Origin of the sequence: Iodobacter sp. BJB302, assembly GCF_002735645.1 — a bacterium.
GTDB lineage: Bacteria > Pseudomonadota > Gammaproteobacteria > Burkholderiales > Chitinibacteraceae > Iodobacter.
In genome coordinates, this window is record NZ_PDZG01000003.1 from 28,088 (window position 1) to 48,099 (window position 20,012).

Genomic DNA, 20,012 nt, shown 5'->3' on the forward strand with positions numbered 1-20,012 from the left:
TTAAACATCGTTGGTTTTGCAGCGGGCGAGTGCGCCTTGTAATGGATAGGGGATTGTAAGAATGGGCTGGAAAGACGCGTTTAATTATGGTTCTAAATTATTTGCAAAAGAAGAAGAGCGTCAGGATGCAGGTTTGCCCTTGGGGGCCAGAATTGGCAGCCTGATTACCTTGCAAATGTCGCCCTTTATACGCGCCAGTACCAGTGGATCGGTGATTGAAGCGCCTGCTAATTTAAGCATGCTGATTCAGGCGGTAAGCCGGGTAAAAATCAATTTATCGGGGCATTTATATCGCCTCTATATTGAAACCGGAAACGATGAAACGCCTGAAAAATTTATACAGGTCTTTCAAAACCAGGCAGGTGTGGTGGAAGAAATCATGTATTGCACACGCTTAACGCGTGTTTTTCCTGCCAGCGCAGAGGATCAGGAAGCCTTTACCGGTGAGGCAGGCTATGGTTTGGGTTGCCAGAGTTACGCTTTAGCGCGCGAGCAGTTTGTGGAGCTGGGTTTTAGTGGCAGCAGAATTGCGGAGATCTTTGGCGGGGAAGAGCAGCTGGAATATCAGCGTGATGCAGGCAGTGCCGATGCTGAATTTGTTCCCCCTTTTACCGGCTCAGAAGTGCGGATTGACGATGCAATGGGTGTGCAGGGATTAAGCCAGAAAATCTACTTTATGCCCTATGTGCGCCAATTGGCCAGTGGCCCGGAATACTTATTAATTAGTACAGAAGTCGTGACAAGCGAAGATGGCGATTATTCAAAACGCGCCATTCACGTTGATTTTATGATTGGTTTACCTTTAGAGCTAGAACGAATCACCGTGCAGTAATTGCTGGATGTAGCCTGGTGCTGAGCTTGCGAAGCCCAATATTTACGTGAAAGTCACTTTCTTTAATAAAGGAAATACTATGTCTTCAGGTTGGAATTTAACGGCACGTTTAGTTGCAAAACACTTTAGTGCGCTCGGGGACAAAATCTCTGGCGTGATTGCAAACTTTGATCCTGAAACTGCAACCGAAGCAGATCGTGATCAGCTGCGCAGCGTGTTGCAGGATTCGGCACAAAAATTAGCCAAGGCCAGAGCTGATTTTGCCAAAGAGCAAAAAGATGTTGATGATTTAAAGGCCCTGATTGCTAACGATGAAAAAGCCTTAGAAACCCTGGCTGCACGTTTATCTGCGGGCACGATTTCTGAAGCCACCGTGACTGTGTTTTGCGATGAGCTGGAGGCTAATAAAGGCCGCGTGGCGCAGGAAGAACAAGAAGCTGCGGATGCCCGTGAATTTATGGGCGAGTTTGAAGAAATCGTGAAGCAGCTTTCCCAGCAATTGGCTGATTTTGATGCTGCGGCGAAAAAAGCGTTGCAAGCGCTTGCTGCCGCTGAAGCACAAAAAGATTTGCAGGCAGCCCGTCAGGCAAGGCAGGAACAATTGGCCGGTTTTAAAGGCGTGTCGAATAATTCTAACGCTTTAAGTGCTTTAACCCGCCGGGCAGAAAAGGTATCGAATGAAGCGGCCGGGATGAAAATTATTACAGATATCGCGCAAAAGCCATTGGATCAGGCGGCTGAGATTGCGGCAATCAGGCAATCTGTGGCGGCCACGGCCAGCGGTGAAACGGCGTTACAGCGTCTACAGCGCTTGTCTGGCAAAGCTTAAGCTGGTGCTGTTGATTTAAGTAAAAGTGAGCGGAAACGCTCACTTTTACTGATCTACAGGCTGCTGGAGGCCGCGTTGCCAGGATTGGTTTGCATATTTAATTCATGCGCAAACAGGGGCTTGCCAAAGTAGTTGCCTTGAAAAGCCACGCAGCCAATCACCGTTAAAAAATCGCGCTGCTCCAGTGTTTCCACTCCTTCCGCAATCACTTTCAGGCCAAGGCTGTGCCCAAGCACAATAATTGCGCGGGCAATAATGGCGTCGCTTGGGTCGGACATAATATCCTGTACAAAAGACTGGTCGATTTTAAGCTGATCCAGAGGCAGTTGTTTCAGATTGGACATGGATGAATACCCCGTGCCAAAGTCATCCAGAGAGAAGCTGACCCCTTGCTTTTTCAGGTTATTCATTTTGTCGATGATGTCTTCTATATCGTCGATCAGCATGCTTTCTGTGAGTTCTAATTTCAGTTTTCTGGGGTTTACTCCGGTTTTTTTCAGGGCATAGCTGACGTGTTCAACAAAATTAGCCTGCGTAAATTGCAGGGAGCTAACATTGACGGCCATGCTCCAATTTGCGGTTAAAGGCTGCAGTGACCATTGATGCAGCTGATTGCAGGCCGTTTCGAGTACCCATTGCCCCAGCGGTAAAATGATGCCGGTTTCTTCGGCAAGCGGAATAAACTCGAGTGGCGCAACTAAACCCCGTTCAGGGTGACTCCAGCGCACAAGGGCTTCGGCTCCGGTTATCTCGCCGTTGTTATCCACCTGTACCTGATACTGCAGTACAAATTCCTGCCCGGCAAAACCCCGGCGCAAATCCCTGACTGACTCGTCATGTGCAGCGGCTGCGGCCTGCATCACGGGGTCAAAAAAACGGGCCGTATTACGCCCCGCACTTTTGGCCTGATACATCGCCACATCGGCTTTTTTGAGCAGCTCCTCCATGCTTTCCAGGTCTTCCAGAAATAAGACAATGCCAATGCTGGGGGTACTGGCGTAAACATGCTCGTTCAGCACGTAAGGCAGGCCAAGTTCTTCCAGTATTTTGCTGGCGATAAGTTCGGTTTGCGTAACCGCCTCGTGGGGATTGGTGCTGAGCTCTTCGAGCAGTACAACAAACTCATCCCCGCCTAGGCGGGCTACGCTGTCTCCTTCCCGCACACAATTTTGTAATCTTTCGGCCACCTGTTGCAGCAAGAGATCTCCCATGTCGTGGCCTAAATGATCATTAAGGTGCTTGAAGTGATCCAGGTCTAAAAACATCAGCGCCCCGTGCTGGCCGTTACGAGCCGAAGTAATCATGGCTTGTCTTAGTCTGTCTGCCAGTAAACGCCGGTTGGCAAGGCCTGTCAGCGGGTCATAAAAGGCAAGCCGGCGAATTTCTTGTTCGTTCTCTCGGTTTTTCGTTATATCCCTGACCAGACCAATAAAGGTGATTCTTCCTGTCAGATTGATTTTTGATACCGACAGGCTCATTGGAAACAGCTGGCCGTTTTTGCGCAGGCCTTCTACCTCTCGTGGAACACCAATAATGCGCGCCTCACTGGACTGATAGTTTTGCAGATAGCTGTCGTGGTGGCTGCGATGCGGCTCTGGCATCAGCAGGGAAATATTCTTTCCAGTTACTTCTGCAGATGAATAGCCAAAAATGGCGCTGGCCGCCTGATTAAAAGATTCAATGATGCCGCGTTGATTAATCGTAATGACCGCATCGGCCATATTATCCAGGATTGTTTGCGTGTGTAAGGCCGAGTCATAACGAACGGCTTCGCTGTGCTGCCATGCGTCGAGCATGGCGTTAAATTGCTCTGCAACGGCCTTGATTTCCAAAGGGCCATCCATACTGGCGCGGCTATGGGGATTGCCTTCTGCAACCTGCCTGGCCGTGCGGACCAGCCTGCTGATGGGCTGAATAATAAATACGCTGATGCGCCAGGCCAGCAGCAGCGCCAGTATAAGAAAACTGATGCTAAGGAGAAGGCTGCACCATAAGTATTGAGTGTATTCGGCAAAAACTTCTGACTCAGGAATCCTTGCAAATACGCGCCATTTTGTTCCCGGTATTGCAGCAAAGGAGTTAAGCCGGCTGATGCCGTCTTGATCTTTAGTCATACTGAGTTTATTGGGGCTGGCCGAGATTGCGTGTTTTGTTTTTTGGCCAATCCATGTTGCAGCATCCCCGGAGTGAAGCACAACGATATTGCGCTGATCGATTACCGTGATAATGGTTTGTGCGGGCGTGCCATGAAAAACATCGTTGCTGAATTTGAGTAAATCCAGAGGCAAAATCAGCAGTCCGCCCAGCGTGGGATTAAAAACAGGCTGAGCCAGTACCGCAATCCAGCGCCCGGAAGAGCTGCCCATATTGGCATCACCCAGGGTGAAATGCTGGGTTTGTATTGCTTCGGTAAACCATGGAAATTGCTCCAGCTGGCGGGTGCTTGGTGGCTGGCTTAAATAGCTGCAGATGGGCTGTGCATTTTTGTCCCGCAGAGACAGTGTGGTGAATTCGGGAGAGAGCTGAACAAATTCTTTGAGCAGCGGATCGCAGTGTTGTGGATCAAGTGCTTTTACCTGTGGCCTGCTGGCGATTCTAAGCAGTGTCTGCTGGTAGCGATGTAAGCGCATGGCAATGTCAGAGGCTGAGTTATTGGCAATGATTTGTACTTTTGCATAGGCTTCTTTATGTAACTGCTTCAGCTCATGATTCAAAAAGAGGCCCAGCATGACAACAAATGGCAGTGTAATGGCGAGCGTCAGCAGAAAAAGCTGGATGCGGATAGAGAGTCGCTGCAAAGAGGTAATCATCATAAGTCGTTCATCAGAGTCAGATAAAGCGAAATGCCGGATGATGTAAACATCATACTGCTGTTTTGTTCTTCAGAGCGCTAAAGCTCCTCCTGTTAAGAAGGTAGAATAGTAAAAACGGGGAGAAACTTGTTTTTGGTAATAGATAAGCAGCACGCTTGAAAACAGGCTTAGGCGAAAACGAAATAAATACAAGCATTCTTCCCGGAAGAAAGTGATCTTTTTGCCAGGATTTGTGTTTTGGGGAGACTCCTTTTTATCTGCATATTTATCCTTTAAATATAAGCTGCAGGGCGCTGAAAATCTCTGATGTTCACGCTGAGTATTTTGCAAAGAAATAAAGATATTATTTTGTATGCAATTTGCATTTTATTCTTTGCATGAAGGGCTTTATTTCATGACGCAGAATGGGCTAAACCCAAACTTTGCATAAACGTCATGGTGCGATGACGTGATAAACTCGCGCACGTCTTTTAACACCCTTCTTTTTGGAATTCCCGGCATGACGATAGTCACCCGCAAACAGCAAGAAAGCCTTCAGGAAAGCTTGCAACAGGTTGTGCGCCTGTTGGACAGGCATCGTGTTGTTGAAGATATGGTGCATCGTCAGGATATGGCTAAGCACGAGCTGGTTGAGCAGCTCGTGCATAAGCAGAATTTGGTCGAGCTACAAAAAAAGCTGGCGAGTTTGCACCCCGCAGACGTGGCGCACATCTTAGAGGCCTTACCTTTATTTGATCGCTTGCTGGTTTGGGAGCTGGTGAAATCCGAGCATGATGGCGAAATCTTGCTGGAAGTATCCGATGCAGTGCGTGAATCGCTGCTGGCCGATATGGAAAACTACGAGATTATCGCCGCGGCCGAGCATCTGGACGCCGACGAGCTGGCTGACCTTGTGCCGGATTTATCCAATGAAGTACGTTCTGAATTATTAGGCGGGCTGGATGAGGAGGAGCGGGCGCAGCTGCAATCGGCGCTTTCATATCCTGAGGATGAAGTTGGCTCCTTAATGGATTTTGAGATGGTCACTATCCGGGATGACGTCACCCTGGAAGTGGTGCTGCGCTATCTGCGCCGCTTTGACGAGCTGCCTAATCACACCGATAAATTATTTGTGGTTGATCACGAGCAGGTGCTTAAAGGCGTGCTGGCGATTAATCACCTGCTGGTTTCCGATCCCGATTTAACCGTGCACGATGCCATGGCCACCGATGTGGTGACTTTTCGCGGCCATGATGATGCAGGGGATGCCGCGCAGGCGTTTGAGCGTTATGACTTAGTTTCTGCACCGGTGGTGGATTCCAACCATAAAGTGATTGGCCGCCTGACGGTGGATATGATGGTGGACGTGATTCGTGAAGAATCCGACGCTGAAGTCTTATCCTTAGCCGGTTTGAAAGAAGAAGACCTGTTTTCCAGCGTATGGAAATCCGCTAAAAACCGCTGGCCCTGGCTGGCGGTGAATATTTGCACCGCTTTTGTGGCCAGCCGCGTGATTGGCGCTTTTGAAGAAACAATTACTAATTTGGTAGCACTGGCCGCACTGATGCCGATTGTTTCGGGCATTGGCGGTAATACCGGTACGCAAACTATTACTCTGATTATTCGCGGCCTGGCTTTGGGGCAAATTACCCCGAGTAATTCAAGCCGCCTGATTGGTAAGGAAGTGGGCATTGCGCTTTTAAATGGCCTGGTTTGGGGCAGCGTGCTGGGCGTGATTGCATGGCTGCTTTACCGCCAGATTTCGCTGGGGGTGGTAATGATGGCGGCCATGATGCTGAATCTGTTGGTTGCGGCCCTTGTGGGGATTTTAGTGCCACTCACCATGCAAAAACTGGGGCGTGATCCGGCCTATGGCTCATCGGTCCTGCTGACCGCCACCACCGATTCTATGGGCTTCTTTATTTTCCTCGGGCTGGCTTCGGTCTTTCTGATGTAATGGGCAGAGTATGCGTTTTTCAAAAGCACGGGAACAATGGTTTGTACTGCTGGCTTTAAGCAAATGGCTGTTGCTGGCCGTTTTGATTGGTATGCTCGCTGGCACGGCCTCGGCGTTTTTTCTGTTTGCTTTGGACTGGGCCACTACGACACGGCTCGATTATCCCTGGCTGCTGGCGGGTTTGCCCCTCGCAGGGGGAATCGTTGGCTGGATTTACTGGCGCTTTGGTAAGCAGGTTGAGGCAGGCAATAATCTGCTGATTGATGAGATCAATGACCCGCAAAAAATTATCCCGCTCAGAATGGCGCCTTTGGTTTTGGGTGGCACCGTGGTTTCCCATCTGTTTGGCGCATCGGTAGGGCGTGAAGGCTCGGCAGTGCAAATGGGCGCGGCGCTGGCTGATCAGCTTACCCGGCTTTTTCGCTTACAAAATGGTGACCGGCGCTTATTGCTGATGGCGGGGATCAGTGCGGGTTTTGCCTCTGTGTTTGGAACGCCGCTGGCAGGCGCTGTTTTTGGTTTTGAAGTACTGGCGATTGGCCGTATGCGGGTTGATGCCATCTGGCCCTGTCTTGTGGCTGCCGTTGTGGCTGATCAGGTGGGCCTCTTGTGGGGCGTGCACCATACGCATTATCTGATTGGGGCCATCCCCCCGGTTAGCCTCTGGGTTTTGGCTGCAGTATTGCTGGCTGGGGCGATTTTTGGTCTGGTTGCGCGCAGTTTTGCCAATGCCATACACCTGCTTGCAGCTGGAATGAAAAAGCTCTTTCATTATCCGCCGCTCCGCCCCTTTATTGGCGGGCTGCTGATCGCTTTAGTGGCCTGGTTTTCAGGTGCAGAGCGTTATCTGGGGCTGGGCATCCCAACGATTATCGAATCTTTTCAGCACCCGATGGCTAATTACGATTTTGCAGCGAAATTTGCATTTACCGTGGCGTCGCTTGGCAGTGGATTTAAAGGCGGCGAAGTCACGCCTCTATTTTATATTGGCGCTACCCTTGGCAATGTACTGGCGCCATTTTTAAATCTGCATTTTGCTTTTCTTGCAGGCCTGGGCTTTGTTGCTGTATTTGCCGGTGCCGCCAATACGCCCATTGCTTCTACGCTGATGGCGATGGAAATGTTTGGGGCGGAAGTGGGCGTGTATGCAGCATTAGCCTGTGTAGTGAGCTATTTATTCTCCGGGCACACCGGTATTTACCGTGCGCAGCGCATTGTGCACGGCAAATACCGGGCGGCTCCTGAGGGCATTAAACTGAGTGAAATAGCGGCTTATCGTGCCTCAAAAAAGTAATCAAATTAAATAGCTGATGCGTTGCTGCGAAAACCTGAATCTTGAAATACGTTTACCCAAGAGTGCGCGGCTTTTCATTGTGAAAGTCTTGCTGTGCTTTTCTCCGTAGCCTTCCGTGTTTTTCCTTTGTTCCAAGGTTTAATATTAGGGTTTCATCTTGGGGTGGAATTTTAGCTGCCGTGTATGAATGAACATGGTTTAGCCAACCGTTTTACGGAAGCCTTTATGAATTATTCAGCGTTATTGCTGCAAAGTGGTTTGGATAAGATTGATGCACAAGTTTTGTTTAGCCATTGCACGGGTAAAAACCGCGCATGGTTAATTGGCCATGGCCAGGATGAGGTTGATCCGGCCCATGCCAGCGTTTTTAATCCACTGGCTGCCCGCCGCAGAGCGGGTGAGCCGGTGGCGTATATTATTGGTTCGCGTGAGTTCTATGGCCGTGATTTTGTTGTAAACCCCAGTGTGCTGATCCCAAGGCCGGATACCGAGTTATTAGTAGAGCTGGCTTTAGAGCGGGCGGCGGACGGGGCCAGGGTGCTTGATCTGGGTACAGGCTCAGGCTGTATTCCGATTACGCTGAAGCTGGAGCGGCTGGATCTGGATGTGAGCGCCGTCGATTTATCCCCATCTGCCCTGATTGTGGCCCAGACCAATGCCAGCCGGCTGGATGCGGCGGTTCGTTTTTATCAGTCGGATTGGTATCAGGCACTGGGAGATGCACGTTTTGAGATCATCGTGTCCAACCCTCCCTATATCGAGAAAAATGATCATCATTTAAGCGAAGGCGATTTACGCTTTGAGCCACGCAGCGCCTTAAGTGATGAGGGCGATGGCCTCGTGCATCTTCGCAGCATTATCAGCGGCGCATGCCATCACTTAAAAGAGAGTGGTTGGCTTTTATGTGAGCATGGCTGGGATCAGTCAGCTGCTTGTCGTTCCCTGCTGGAAGACGCTGGCTTTCATGAAGTGCAAAGCTGGCGTGATTTATCAGGTATAGAACGTGTTACAGGCGGGCGCCGGGCCTGATCGTAAATAGATGTATTTGTTATTTTCGGGTGCTTTGGCCGGTAATTTTCCGGCAGGAATAAAGCCCGGGGTGGCCAGGCACATAAGGGCAGGCATATGGTTTGATCGGCCCCATCCAAAAGCCGCTCAGACGCGCGGGCATAAAAGCGGGGCTGTTTTACATCTCTTGCTTGCCGCGACTTTTTCATAAAAGTACAATACCTGAGTAAATACATCAGGTATCACAAAGGAAACTCAAAATGAATACGCAAGATCTGATTCGCCAGCAAGTGACTGAAAACGCAGTGGTTCTGTATATGAAGGGCACACCAACTTTCCCTCAGTGCGGCTTCTCTGCGGGTGCAGTGCAGTTGCTTAAAAACTGTGGCGTTTCTTTTGCTGCGGTCAATGTGCTGGCTGATGCTGATATTCGCCAGGGCATTAAAGAATACGCAAACTGGCCTACCATTCCTCAGCTCTATATCAAGGGCGAGTTTGTCGGCGGCTCTGACATTATGAAAGAGCTGTTTGCCACGGGCGAGCTGCAAAAAATGCTGGAAGGGATTGGCGAAGAGTAAGGCGCAGATCAGTTAAGCAATCCAGGCCTGCCAGCTTAAGCGTGGGGCAGCGCCTGGTTTTATACAGAATAAGGCGTGTTGGTGGTTTTACTGTTGTGTATATACCCTGCAATATCGTCTTAAAAACCGCTTCAGATCATGGGTGGAGCGGTTTCAGTAAAAGACGGGCGCTCATCCAGCCTGCTGTAAAATTTCTGCAAATTTGGATAGCGGCTCTGCCAGCCAAGCTCAGGCAGGCGAAAATCAAGATAGGCCAGTGTGCAGCCCAGCGCCACATCGGCTAAAGAAAATAAATCACTTCCCCACCATTTCTTCTCATCCAGCTCACTTGCAATTTGCTCAAGGCCGCGCTCTATTTTGGCTTGCTGATGCTCAATCCATTCTGTGGATTGTAAATGTGGCGGGCGGATGCGCTCTTGCCTGATTAATACCGCAGCATCGCTTATTCCATCGGCGAGTGCTTCGCGGCGTTTAATACTGATGGCCTGGCGATGATCACTGGGGATGAGTTTGCCAACCGGCGAGCTGTGATCCAGAAAATCCACAATCACCCTGGAGTCATACAAGGTTCTGCCATCGTCCAGCAGAAGAATCGGCACCTTACCCAGCGGATTCAGTGCGCTGACACTGCTTTCAGCGGCCCATGGATTGTCTTCAATCAGCTGACATTCAATGCGTTTTTCGGCAAGAACGATGCGTACTTTGCGGCCAAAAGGGCTGGTATACGAGGTAATCAGCTTCATGCCATCTGCATAGGTTGGGTCTGGGATTTCATCTTAGCCGTTTGTCAGGGGGGAAACCAGATTTGTGGTTTGAAAACAACGCAGATAATGGGGATGGGGCGGGTTTCACCCCAATCCTGTCAGCTTCAGCAAAACACAAATCGCAGGAGCGGCTTTCGCCGCGATGGCGCTGCTTTTAAAACATTCGCGGCTAAAGCCGCTCCTGCGCTGCTGATGATTAAATAGTCAGGATTGGGCTTCACCCGTCCTTATCAATCACCATTTTTTTGTGGCTGGCGTAATGCACTTCGCTTCTTAACGCCTTACACCGCTGCCATTACAGCCTCAACTTCCTCTGCAGTGCGGGCAATATGCGGGCCAAGAATGCGGCTGCCCGTTTCGGTGATCAGCACATTGTCTTCGATACGGATACCGCCAAAGTCTTTGTATTCATTAAATTTGGCGTAATTAATCATATCGCTGTGGCGTCCTTCTGCCTGCCAGCTGTCGATCAGGGCGGGGATAAAGTAAATGCCAGGCTCTACTGTAATCACCATGCCTGCTTTTAACGGCTTGCCCAGACGTAAATAGCCCATGCCAAACAGCGTGCTGCGTTCAACCCCTTCACCGTAGCCAACTAAGTTTTCACCCAGGCTTTCCATATCGTGCACATCCAGACCAATCTGGTGCCCAAGGCCGTGCGGGAAGGCGATGGCGTAAGCGCCGGATTCAACAATCGCGTCAGCGTCGCCAGTAAAGAAGCCCAGCTTGCTCATCGCTTTGACCATGACTCTGGCGGCTAATTTATGGGCCGTCAGGTAAGGCAGGCCGGGTTTTAATGCGGCAATGGCCTCGGTCTGCATGGCCAGTACAGCATCATACAATTCGCGCTGGCGCGGGCTGAATTTGCCACCTACCGGAATCGTGCGCGTGATATCGCTGGCATAGCCGCCGGATGAGGTGGCACCGGTATCGTTCAGTACCAAATCGCCTGTTTGCAGCACCTGATGATGATGATGGTTATGCAGCACTTCGCCGTTTCTGGAGAAAATGCTTGGGTAGGCCAGTTGCAGATCATGGCTGCGGACAATGCCTTCCATTAAACCTACAACCTGATGCTCCAGCACGGTAGCGTGTGATGCGCGCATCGCGGCATGGTGCACATCGCGGGTAATCGCCAGCACTTTTTCCATTTCGGCGATTTCTTCCGCCGATTTAATTTCACGTTGTGCAATCACGGCGTGGGTTAGGGCGCTTGAAAAGCCAGCTTTTACTTTTGAGCTGTCGGTGCTTAACAGCTTCGCCAGCTCCAGAATTGTTTCGCCACGATAGGGGGCCAAATATTGCACGGTAATGCCTGCTGCCTGGGCGGTAGCTAAGGCTTCGCCGAGTTTTGAGTAAGCCTGGCTCTGGTTTACACCTGCAGTAGCCGCGCGCTCGCTTAAGCTGGGCTGAGGGCCGGTCCAAACGATATCAGCCACTTCCGGCTCATTACCAAACAGCGTCACCACATCATTGGCGGTATCGATCAGGCCGGTAAGGCCGGGCTCGTTCAGGCCAAAGTAGTAGCGAAAGCTGCTGTCCTGAATAAACGGGAAAATATTATCCGAGTAATTCATGGGTGAATCGACGTTGCCTAGCAGCAAAATCAGGCTATCCGGCAAGCTGGCAGAAAGAGTGGCGCGGCGTTGACGATAGATTTCGGGCTGAAACATGGCGTTTTTCCATTGAATGTGTGGGGCGTATCTTTGTTGAAAGAGCGCCGTTTGTAAATGGGTGGAAGTGGTATTTAATCGTGCTGATGCCCCCTGAATGGCTTCTCTGCTGAGAAGTGAGGGTGCTGCTGCTAAGGCTCAAAAGCAGCAGGGCTTTTATTTGGATTTGTAATAAAGATTACAAATTATTGTTAAATTTACATATATCTTATGTGTTTGTAATGTTTATGCAAAATAATCAATTGGCCTGGAGTTATATTACTGCAGTTTTTAAAGCGTTTATGCCTTACAGGGCTGGTGGGTTTCTCTGTTTTTTATGCAGGAAATATTTTTGCGGCCACAGCGCCAGCGATTGAGGATTTCTTTCGTAAGCTGGGTATGGTTTAGCCTGTGATGTCGCCTTCGGGTAAGTATATTGCGGTGCTCATGTCGGTGGGTGCAGAAAAGCGTTTAAGGCTGGTTGTGCTCAATATGGATGATTTATCTAAACCCCGCGTGGTTGCCGGGTTTGCTGATGCGGATATCTCAGATGTGCATTGGGTGAATGATGATCGCCTCAGTGCCGATGATGGCCGGTCACCCTATGCCTCCCATCAGGGGGCGGGTTTGTATGCGGTGGATCGCGAAGGCAAAGGCATCGTCCGCCGCTTAATTAAGCGCAGCTGGTCGAAGATTTCTGAGGAGGGCGTGATTGATCACGAGTTATCTGCCCTGCATGGTTTTTTTGCACCCTTAAATGATGGCAGCGATGACCTCCTTGTGGCTCAATATAATTTAGATAATTTGTACGAATTAAAATCACTGACCTTACTCAGATTGAATACACATACAGGCCTGAACAAAATACTGAGTCAGGGTGGCTCCGCAGGGAGCGATGCATTGGGTGGTGGATGCCCAAGGCAATTTGCGGGTGGTGGTGGCGAGTGTCGGGGCTAAAGCGCGTTTGTACTGGAAGCCAAAACCACAGGATGAATGGGAGCTGGTGCAGTGTGGAAAATTTCTTGGATAAAACCTGAAGTTTTAAGAGCCTGTGCGTGCAAGTGACAGATATTTTTGATGCATGAATGCCTGCAAGCCGGAGGGGGCTGGGTTTAAATATAGCTCCCCGGTATCGTATTTGAATAGTGAAATATGCAGCACTTGATTGAGGGCTTTATTGTTGCTGATGCACTTCCTGCAGCGCCTGATTGAATTGCATTAAAAACTCACGGGCCCTAGGTTGATTGATGGGGGTAATCAGGTGCAGAGTAATTTTTTCCATGATACCGCCAACAGGCACTGGGATTTTGTGTAATTTTTTAGCCAGATTTGCGATGCTTTCTTTGCCTTGTGTTTGATCGGTAATAATAAAGTCGGCTTTGTCCTCGGCCATTAAGCGTATGCAAGCGCTCATATCGTAGGGCCGGATCGGGTGGAGTAATCCTTTTTTAATCATGATTTCAATTTGCTTTAAGTAGGCCCAGCCAAGGGGGTGGCAGTAACGCTTGCCGGCTAAGGTTTCGGGCTGTGTGCCGTCCAGATGGCTGCCTTCTAAGGCAAACACACGTATTTCAATCAAAAATAATGGATCGGAATAATTGAATAATTTACGCCGCTCAGGCGTGCTGATATAGGGAAAGGTGCCGGTATACGCGCCTTTTAGCGTTGAGCTATAGCCATTCGACCATGGACGCCATTCCAGCTCATAGGGTAAGCGGGCTTGTTTCATTACTTTTTTAACTAAGGCAACAGCCAGCCCGCCTTCTGGCAAGGAAGGATCTGTATAGGGAGCGTAATCCGGCCCTGTAACCAGCTTCACGGGCTCGGCTAGAGTAAGTGCGCTCCAGGTAAAAAGCATGATTGCTAATTTGGGCATTGAATCTGTTCTCTTGTCTGTTCAGGTATTTTAGACACAGATCGCCATGATGATGCCCAAGTTGATGATTTGCTGCAGACAGCCTGCCCTGAACGAGCAGGCTGCTGCGTTTAACTGCCTAAGTGTTTGGCAAAGAAGCGCTCCATAGCCTCATAAGCATCAAAGCGGTTTTCCTGATTATGAAAACCATGGCCTTCGTTTTGCTTAACGATGTATTCCACGTCAATATTGCGTTTTTTAAGCGCATCAACAATCTGATCTGATTCGGCGATATTCACCCGCGGATCTTTTGCTCCTTGTAATACCAGCAGCGGCGCCTTGATTTTATCCACATGGAAAACCGGCGAGGCCGATTGCATCAGCGCCTTATCTTTTTCTGGATTGCCCACCATTTCATACATCATTTCCATATAAGGCTTCCAGTAAGGCGGGATGGTCTTCATAAAGGTAAACAGATTACTTACCCCTACATAATCCACACCGCATGCATACAGATCTGGCGAGAAAGCCAGCCCTGATAAGGCGGCGTAGCCGCCGTAGCTGCCGCCGTAGATGCAGACTTTCTTCGGGTCTGCCACGCCTTGTTTAATCAGCTCTTGCACACCGTCGCTGATATCGTTTTGCATGGTTTTGCCCCACTGCTTAAACGACGCTTGCCAGAATGATTTGCCATAGCCGGTGGAACCACGGAAATTCATTTGCAAAACAGCGTAGCCACGGTTGGCTAAAAATTGCACTTCTGGGTTAAAGCCCCAGCTGTCCCGTGCCCATGGGCCGCCGTGCGGGTTGACAATCACTGGTAAGTTTTTCGCTTCTTTGCCCAAGGGCAGCGTCAGATAACCATTGATGGTGAGCCCGTCGCGGCTTTGATAACTGATCGGTTTCATATTTGCCATTTGCTGTTCTGGCAGCTCTGGCGAAATATCGGCGAGTTTTTCTAGCTTGCCGTTGGCGTAGTAATAACGGCTGCCCCGGCTGCGGTCGTTCCATGTGGAAACAATCCAGGCGTTTTCGTTTTTATTGCTTTGCAGGCGTAATTCGTAGCCGGGCAGCTTTGCTTGTAAGTCTTTAAGCAGGGCTGCGGTTTCTTTATCCAGCACATGGCGCTCTTCTTTCCATGTTTCAAAGGTAGCGGCCGTCAGTACTTTGCGCTTTTTGGAGAACAGTAAGCCACCCACATCAACATCATTGCGCTCATAAACCACTTTGAGCTCTTTGCCGGTGGCCGGGTCCAGCTCCACAATCGCCAGCTTATCGCGGCCAAGGTTAGACGTGGCGTAGAGGCGTTTATTATCAAAGGTAAAGAAGAGCGGCTGTACCGTGTCTTTGTAGCTGGTGGTGAGCACCACTTTAAACGGGGACTTTTCATCGCTGCGGTAAAGCAGGCTACTGCTTACTCCATCGGTGGTTTTAGCTGCACGAATCTGCCCTGTGTGATCGGTGATCCAGCCATCGATATTGCCTGGGTTTTCTGCCACAAGGGTTAGCTCACCGGTTTTGATATTCAGGCGGTAGGCATCAAAAATTTCCGGATTACGCTTGTTTAAGCCAATCAGTACATCGTTCGGATAGTCTTCCAGCTCATCGATCAGCTCGACGCGTACTTTTTCAAATGGGGTTAAATCTTTGGTGGTCTTGCCTTCTTTATCTACCGCAAATAAGTGGAAATTTTCATCGCCGCCATTATCTTTTAAAAACAAAATATGGTCGTCGCCCTTCCAAAAATATTGGCGGATATCACGGTCTGTAATGGCGGTAATGGCTTTGGCCTTGCCACCACGCGGCATGATATGAATATTAAGCCGGTCGGCTACAGGCTGGGTGAAGGAAATAAACTGACCATTGGGGGAGAGCTGGTAATTGCTGCTGGGCGGATTTTTAAAAAAATCGCGCATAGGAATCTTAGGCGTGATCACTTCATCTGCAATTGCAGTACCTGATAAAGCAAGCATAAGGCCGGCGGTTCCGGCGGCAAAAAGGTGTTTCATTGCTTCTCCCTGGCTGATCTGTGAATCAAAAACTATATCTAAGTATCCCTTTGGAATTGTCGTTAAATTGTAATAAGCACTTACATTCTGATGATCATCGCGATTATTTGTGTTTTTCTGCTTTTTAATTTTATTAAAACGCTGATTTTTCTTACTTTGGTTTTAAAAGGCAGTTTTCTGGCGAAAAGGGAGAAGGCTGAGGCGGGAAGGGTAAATGCGTTTTTCCGGGAATTGGGTGGGGACTGTTTATTATTTATTCCTGCGGAAAAATTGTTTTATCTTTTCCGCAGGGGGATTATTAATCAAAGCCTTTAATGTGCTCGCTGCGCAAAACAGGTAATTGCCAGCGTAAACGCATTGCTAATAATCTGAAACTAAAGCCCGCCACTAAGGCAATCATTGAGGCGGGGCCGGTTTCTACTTTTAAATAATGCAGCAAAATATATAAAGCGCCGGTAGCCAGAGACACGCTGGCGTAAATCTCGCGGCTCAGTACCATTGGTTGCTGATTGCACAGCACATCGCGCAGCAGCCCGCCAAATACGCCGGTTACAACTCCCGCCATAATGGCAATGCCGGGATGCACGCCAGCTTCCATGCCGATATTGCAGCCAATAATGGTGAAGGCCACCAAACCTAGCGCATCAACAATTAAAAATAAGCGCCGTAAATGATGCAAATGGCTGGCGATTAAAGCGGTTAAAGCGGCTGCCCCAATGGTAAACAGCAGATATTGCGGATGCGCCACCCAGCCCAACGGATAGTGGCCCAGCAGCATATCGCGTGCAGTACCGCCACCCAGTGCGGTGACCGTGCCTATAAAACAAATACCAAATAAATCCATATTGCGGCGCATGCCCATGAGCGCTCCGGACATGGCTTCGGCGGTAATGGCAATCAAATAAATAGTGTAAAGCAGCATTTCAAACTTCTTTTGTCAGGGTGGGGCATAAGTGCTTATGCGAAATAATTAGTTAAATGACATTATCCGTGGGTGTTTGGATATATTGAATATTATTTAATAAAAATAAGGTATGCTTAAAAATTCTTAATATGTGAAAGATACGCTGGTGAATTTAGACCCCAGACAAACCGAAGCGCTGCGTGCCGTGATTGAAACCGGCAGCTTTGAGCAGGCGGCATTACGCTTACATTTAACGGCTTCTGCGGTCTCGCAGCGGGTGCGGGCGCTGGAAAGTAATCTGGGTAATCCACTGGTAGTGCGCAGCCGTCCGGCCCGGGCCACGCCGGTAGGCCAGCGATTGCTGCAATATTTGCGCCGTGTGATGCAGCTTGAGGCCGATCTGGCTTCAGATTTAGCCGTGGAACGTTATTCGCCCCTGCTCCTGACGATTGCACTGAATGCCGATACGCTGGGCACATGGTTTTTCCCTGCGCTGGCGCAGGCACTGGTGAATGAAGAAGTGCTGATTGATTTAATTGTTGAAGATCAGGATCACACCTACACCCTGCTCGAATCCGGGATGGCCATAGGCTGCATTGGCAGCGAAGAAAAACCCATGAAAGGCTGCTTTGCCGATGTCTTAGGCGTGATGCGCTATCGCCTGGTGGCGAGCAAAAGCTTCTGCCAGCGCTGGTTTCCTCAGGGCATTAACCGCAGTGATGCGCGGCGTGCCCCGGTGGTGGCGTATTCTCACAAAGATACGCTGCAGGCGGGCTTTTTGGAAAACCACTTTGGGCTGCTGCCCGATGCCTATCCCTGCCACTATGTGCCCGGCACCGAGCCCCATCTGGCCGCTATTTGCCACGGCTTAGGCTATGGCATGGTGCCCGAGCTACTGCTGGCTGAATCCACTGGCGATCTGATTGATCTTGCGCCGGATTACCCTTGCGATGTGAAGCTTTACTGGCACTCATGGAAAGTACAATCGCCGCGCATGGAAGCACTGTCAAAACAGATTGTGGATGCGGCAAGAGTAGTACTGGACACGCATCTTTCAGAGTAGCTATATATGAATACCTGCCGGTGAGTGCCATGCAGGCAACGCTTGGTCAGTTTCATATCTTACAAAACGGGATGGCAGTGTATATTGCTTAAATTCTTTAGGTGTTTATTCCGGTCATAGAAAATTGCTATGCTTGTGAAATAAACGGGCACAAATAAGCGCGCAATGTCATTTAAATCATTAAGGGAGGTCTATGAAAAAAAATATAATCAGATTCTCCTGTTTGGGGTTGATGATTTATGCTGCATCTGCAATAAGTGCGCCACTGGAGCTGGTGACGCTGCAATATCCCCCCTATCAGTATGAAGAAAATGGCCAGACTAAAGGCTTTGTGGTGGAGATCGTAAAAGAAGTGTTTCGCCGGATGCAGCAGCCGGTAAACATCACTTTAATGCCCTGGACCCGCTCAATTAAAATGATTGAAGATGGCACAGCTGATGCTGTTTTTACTGCATATAAAACGGCAGAAAGAGAAGTATTTGCGGATTATTCTAAAGAAGTGCTGATGCCGCAGGCAGTTTCATTATTTGTTTTAAAAGAATCAAATATTAAGTTTGATGGTGATTTGCAAAAGCTGGCTAATTACAGTTTTGGTGCGGTAAATAAAGTTAGTTATGGGGATGTTTTTGATAATGCAGTTAAAAGTAAACTGATTAAAGCCCCTGATGTGACGTATACCGGTGAACAGAATGTGGAAAAATTATTAGCAAAGCGTTTTGATATTCTGGTCAGCAATAAGTATGGCGCATTAGATATTTTAAGGCGCAAAGGTGCTGAGCATAAAGTGAAAGAGCTTGCCCCCGAAGTGCAGGCTATTCCCAGCTATATGGCTTTTTCTAAAAAAAGAAACCTGAGAGCGATAAGGGATAAATTCGATGAAATTTTATCCGCGATGAAAAAAGACGGCAGCTATCAAAGAATGATTGCCAGCCAGAGCTCTGTTGAATTAAAAATTAAATAATGATTGCATGGCATATTTAAAAAACGGGAAGCCTTGGCTTCCCGTTTGCTATTTCAAACGATTAATATCTGCAAACCATCAATAGCGGTAATGCGCCGGTTTATAAGGCCCTTGTTTGGGTACGTCGATATAAGCCGCTTGCTCGTCGGTCAGCTCGGTGAGTGTTGCGCCGATTTTTTTCAGGTGCAGGCGGGCCACCATTTCGTCGAGGTGTTTGGGCAATACATAAACGCCAACCGGATATTGCTCGGTTTTAGTAAACAGCTCGATTTGCGCCAGCACCTGATTGGTGAAGGAGTTAGACATCACAAAGCTGGGGTGGCCGGTGGCGCAGCCCAGATTCACGAGGCGCCCTTCGGCCAGCAGGATGATGCGTTTGCCATCAGGGAAAATAATATGGTCGACTTGCGGTTTGACGTTTTCCCATTCGTACTGGCGTAAGGACGCAACCTGAATTTCGCTGTCAAAGTGGCCGATATTGCAGACGATGGCGTTATTGCGCATCTTGAGCATATGTTCGTGCGTAATCACACCTACATTGCCGGTGGTGGTGACAAAAATATCACCCTGATCGCAAATGCTGTCCATCGTTACTACACGAAAGCCTTCCATGGCGGCTTGCAGCGCGCAAATCGGATCGATTTCGGTGACGTAAACGGTGGCTCCCAGGCCGCGCAGGCTTTGGGCGCAGCCCTTGCCCACATCGCCATAGCCAAGGATCACGGCGGCTTTACCTGCGATCATGACATCAGTAGCGCGTTTAATACCGTCGACGAGGGACTCCCGGCAGCCGTAAAGGTTGTCGAATTTAGATTTGGTGACGGCGTCGTTGACATTAATGGCAGGGAAGGAGAGACGGCCTTCACTGTGCATTTTGTACAGGCGGTGTACACCGGTAGTGGTTTCTTCGGTTACGCCTTTAATATAAGCAAGGCGGGTGGAGTACCACTTAGGATCTTTGGCAAGCGTGGCTTTGATCGAGGCAAACAGCACGATTTCTTCTTCGTTGCCGGGGGCAGAAATTACCGAGGGATCGGTTTCAGCACATGCGCCAAGGTGCAGCAAAATGGTGGCATCGCCGCCATCGTCCAGAATCATATTGGCGTACTGATTATTGGGGAAATCAAAAATGCGGTGGGTGAAATCCCAGTATTCTTCGAGTGTTTCGCCCTTGTGGGCAAATACCGAAGTACCTGCTGCGGCAATCGCTGCTGCGGCGTGGTCTTGGGTAGAGAAAATATTGCAAGATACCCAGCGCACCTCGGCCCCCAGTGCTTGCAGCGCTTCAATCAGCACAGCAGTCTGGATGGTCATATGGATGGAGCCTGCGATACGGGCACCTTTAAGTGGCTGTGCTTTGGCATACTCTGTCCGCACAGACATCAGGCCGGGCATTTCTGTTTCTGCAATGCGAATTTCTTTACGGCCCCAATCTGCCAAAGATAGATCAGCGACTTTAAAATCAAGATTTGCCACAGTGGTGATTCCTATCTGTGGCCGGGATGGCATCTCCA

General features: G+C 49.4%; 17 protein-coding genes. 10 read left to right on the forward strand and 7 right to left on the reverse strand.

Features of this window, described 5'->3' with window-relative positions:
- Positions 1 to 61 precede the first annotated feature (61 nt).
- A complete protein-coding gene (locus tag CSQ88_RS01575; RefSeq protein WP_099396367.1) occupies positions 62 to 832 on the forward strand; it encodes a DUF2491 family protein in 771 nt (256 codons plus the stop codon).
- 79 nt (positions 833 to 911) lie between these two features.
- Positions 912 to 1,661, forward strand: coding sequence for a hypothetical protein (locus CSQ88_RS01580; RefSeq protein WP_099396368.1), 750 nt, complete (start codon positions 912 to 914; stop codon positions 1,659 to 1,661).
- Positions 1,662 to 1,714: 53 nt separating this feature from the next.
- On the opposite strand, the gene CSQ88_RS01585 is transcribed toward CSQ88_RS01580, so the two are convergent.
- Complete coding sequence (locus CSQ88_RS01585) at positions 1,715 to 4,474, reverse strand: EAL domain-containing protein (RefSeq protein WP_099396369.1); 2,760 nt, start codon at positions 4,472 to 4,474, stop codon at positions 1,715 to 1,717.
- Between the two features lie 592 nt (positions 4,475 to 5,066).
- Between CSQ88_RS01585 and mgtE the strand changes: the two genes are divergently transcribed.
- From mgtE to grxD, 4 genes are all read left to right on the forward strand, one after another.
- Positions 5,067 to 6,410, forward strand: a complete 1,344-nt coding sequence (gene mgtE / locus CSQ88_RS01590; protein WP_374700453.1) for a magnesium transporter — start codon at positions 5,067 to 5,069, stop codon at positions 6,408 to 6,410.
- A 10-nt stretch (positions 6,411 to 6,420) separates the two neighbouring features.
- Entirely contained in the window at positions 6,421 to 7,704 is a 1,284-nt protein-coding gene (locus tag CSQ88_RS01595; RefSeq protein ID WP_099396371.1) for a voltage-gated chloride channel family protein, read from the forward strand.
- A gap of 225 nt (positions 7,705 to 7,929) precedes the next feature.
- Complete coding sequence (gene prmC / locus CSQ88_RS01600; protein ID WP_180273492.1) at positions 7,930 to 8,733, forward strand: peptide chain release factor N(5)-glutamine methyltransferase; 804 nt, start codon at positions 7,930 to 7,932, stop codon at positions 8,731 to 8,733.
- Between the two features lie 239 nt (positions 8,734 to 8,972).
- Entirely contained in the window at positions 8,973 to 9,290 is a 318-nt protein-coding gene (grxD, locus tag CSQ88_RS01605) for a Grx4 family monothiol glutaredoxin (protein ID WP_099396373.1), read from the forward strand.
- Between the two features lie 131 nt (positions 9,291 to 9,421).
- On the opposite strand, the gene CSQ88_RS01610 is transcribed toward grxD, so the two are convergent.
- Both CSQ88_RS01610 and CSQ88_RS01615 read right to left on the reverse strand, forming a co-directional pair.
- On the reverse strand, positions 9,422 to 10,033 hold the full coding sequence (locus CSQ88_RS01610; protein ID WP_099396374.1) for a glutathione S-transferase: 612 nt from the start codon (positions 10,031 to 10,033) through the stop codon (positions 9,422 to 9,424).
- 302 nt (positions 10,034 to 10,335) lie between these two features.
- The gene (locus tag CSQ88_RS01615; RefSeq protein ID WP_099396375.1) at positions 10,336 to 11,727 is read right to left on the reverse strand and encodes an aminopeptidase P family protein; all 1,392 of its coding nucleotides are present in this window, start codon (positions 11,725 to 11,727) and stop codon (positions 10,336 to 10,338) included.
- 390 nt (positions 11,728 to 12,117) lie between these two features.
- On the opposite strand from CSQ88_RS01615, the gene CSQ88_RS01625 reads away from it, so the two are divergent.
- Positions 12,118 to 12,663, forward strand: coding sequence for a hypothetical protein (locus tag CSQ88_RS01625; RefSeq protein WP_143449380.1), 546 nt, complete (start codon positions 12,118 to 12,120; stop codon positions 12,661 to 12,663).
- A gap of 217 nt (positions 12,664 to 12,880) precedes the next feature.
- Here the strand turns inward: CSQ88_RS01625 and CSQ88_RS01630 are convergent, their stop codons facing one another.
- On the reverse strand, positions 12,881 to 13,582 hold the full coding sequence (locus CSQ88_RS01630; RefSeq protein WP_099396378.1) for an ABC transporter substrate-binding protein: 702 nt from the start codon (positions 13,580 to 13,582) through the stop codon (positions 12,881 to 12,883).
- Between the two features lie 110 nt (positions 13,583 to 13,692).
- A complete protein-coding gene (locus CSQ88_RS01635) occupies positions 13,693 to 15,570 on the reverse strand; it encodes a S9 family peptidase (protein WP_099396379.1) in 1,878 nt (625 codons plus the stop codon).
- 90 nt (positions 15,571 to 15,660) lie between these two features.
- Between CSQ88_RS01635 and CSQ88_RS01640 the strand changes: the two genes are divergently transcribed.
- Complete coding sequence (locus tag CSQ88_RS01640) at positions 15,661 to 15,885, forward strand: hypothetical protein (protein WP_099396380.1); 225 nt, start codon at positions 15,661 to 15,663, stop codon at positions 15,883 to 15,885.
- On the opposite strand, the gene CSQ88_RS01645 is transcribed toward CSQ88_RS01640, so the two are convergent.
- Positions 15,869 to 16,492 carry a trimeric intracellular cation channel family protein gene (locus CSQ88_RS01645; RefSeq protein WP_099396381.1) on the reverse strand — a complete coding sequence of 208 codons (624 nt, stop codon included), beginning with the start codon at positions 16,490 to 16,492 and terminating at the stop codon, positions 15,869 to 15,871. The genes CSQ88_RS01640 and CSQ88_RS01645 overlap by 17 nt on opposite strands.
- A gap of 148 nt (positions 16,493 to 16,640) precedes the next feature.
- Between CSQ88_RS01645 and CSQ88_RS01650 the strand changes: the two genes are divergently transcribed.
- Positions 16,641 to 17,537 carry an HTH-type transcriptional regulator ArgP gene (locus CSQ88_RS01650; RefSeq protein WP_099396446.1) on the forward strand — a complete coding sequence of 299 codons (897 nt, stop codon included), beginning with the start codon at positions 16,641 to 16,643 and terminating at the stop codon, positions 17,535 to 17,537.
- 232 nt (positions 17,538 to 17,769) lie between these two features.
- Entirely contained in the window at positions 17,770 to 18,498 is a 729-nt protein-coding gene (locus CSQ88_RS01655) for an ABC transporter substrate-binding protein (RefSeq protein ID WP_099396447.1), read from the forward strand.
- A 78-nt stretch (positions 18,499 to 18,576) separates the two neighbouring features.
- On the opposite strand, the gene ahcY is transcribed toward CSQ88_RS01655, so the two are convergent.
- A complete protein-coding gene (ahcY, locus tag CSQ88_RS01660) occupies positions 18,577 to 20,007 on the reverse strand; it encodes an adenosylhomocysteinase (RefSeq protein ID WP_099396382.1) in 1,431 nt (476 codons plus the stop codon).
- Positions 20,008 to 20,012 lie beyond the last annotated feature (5 nt).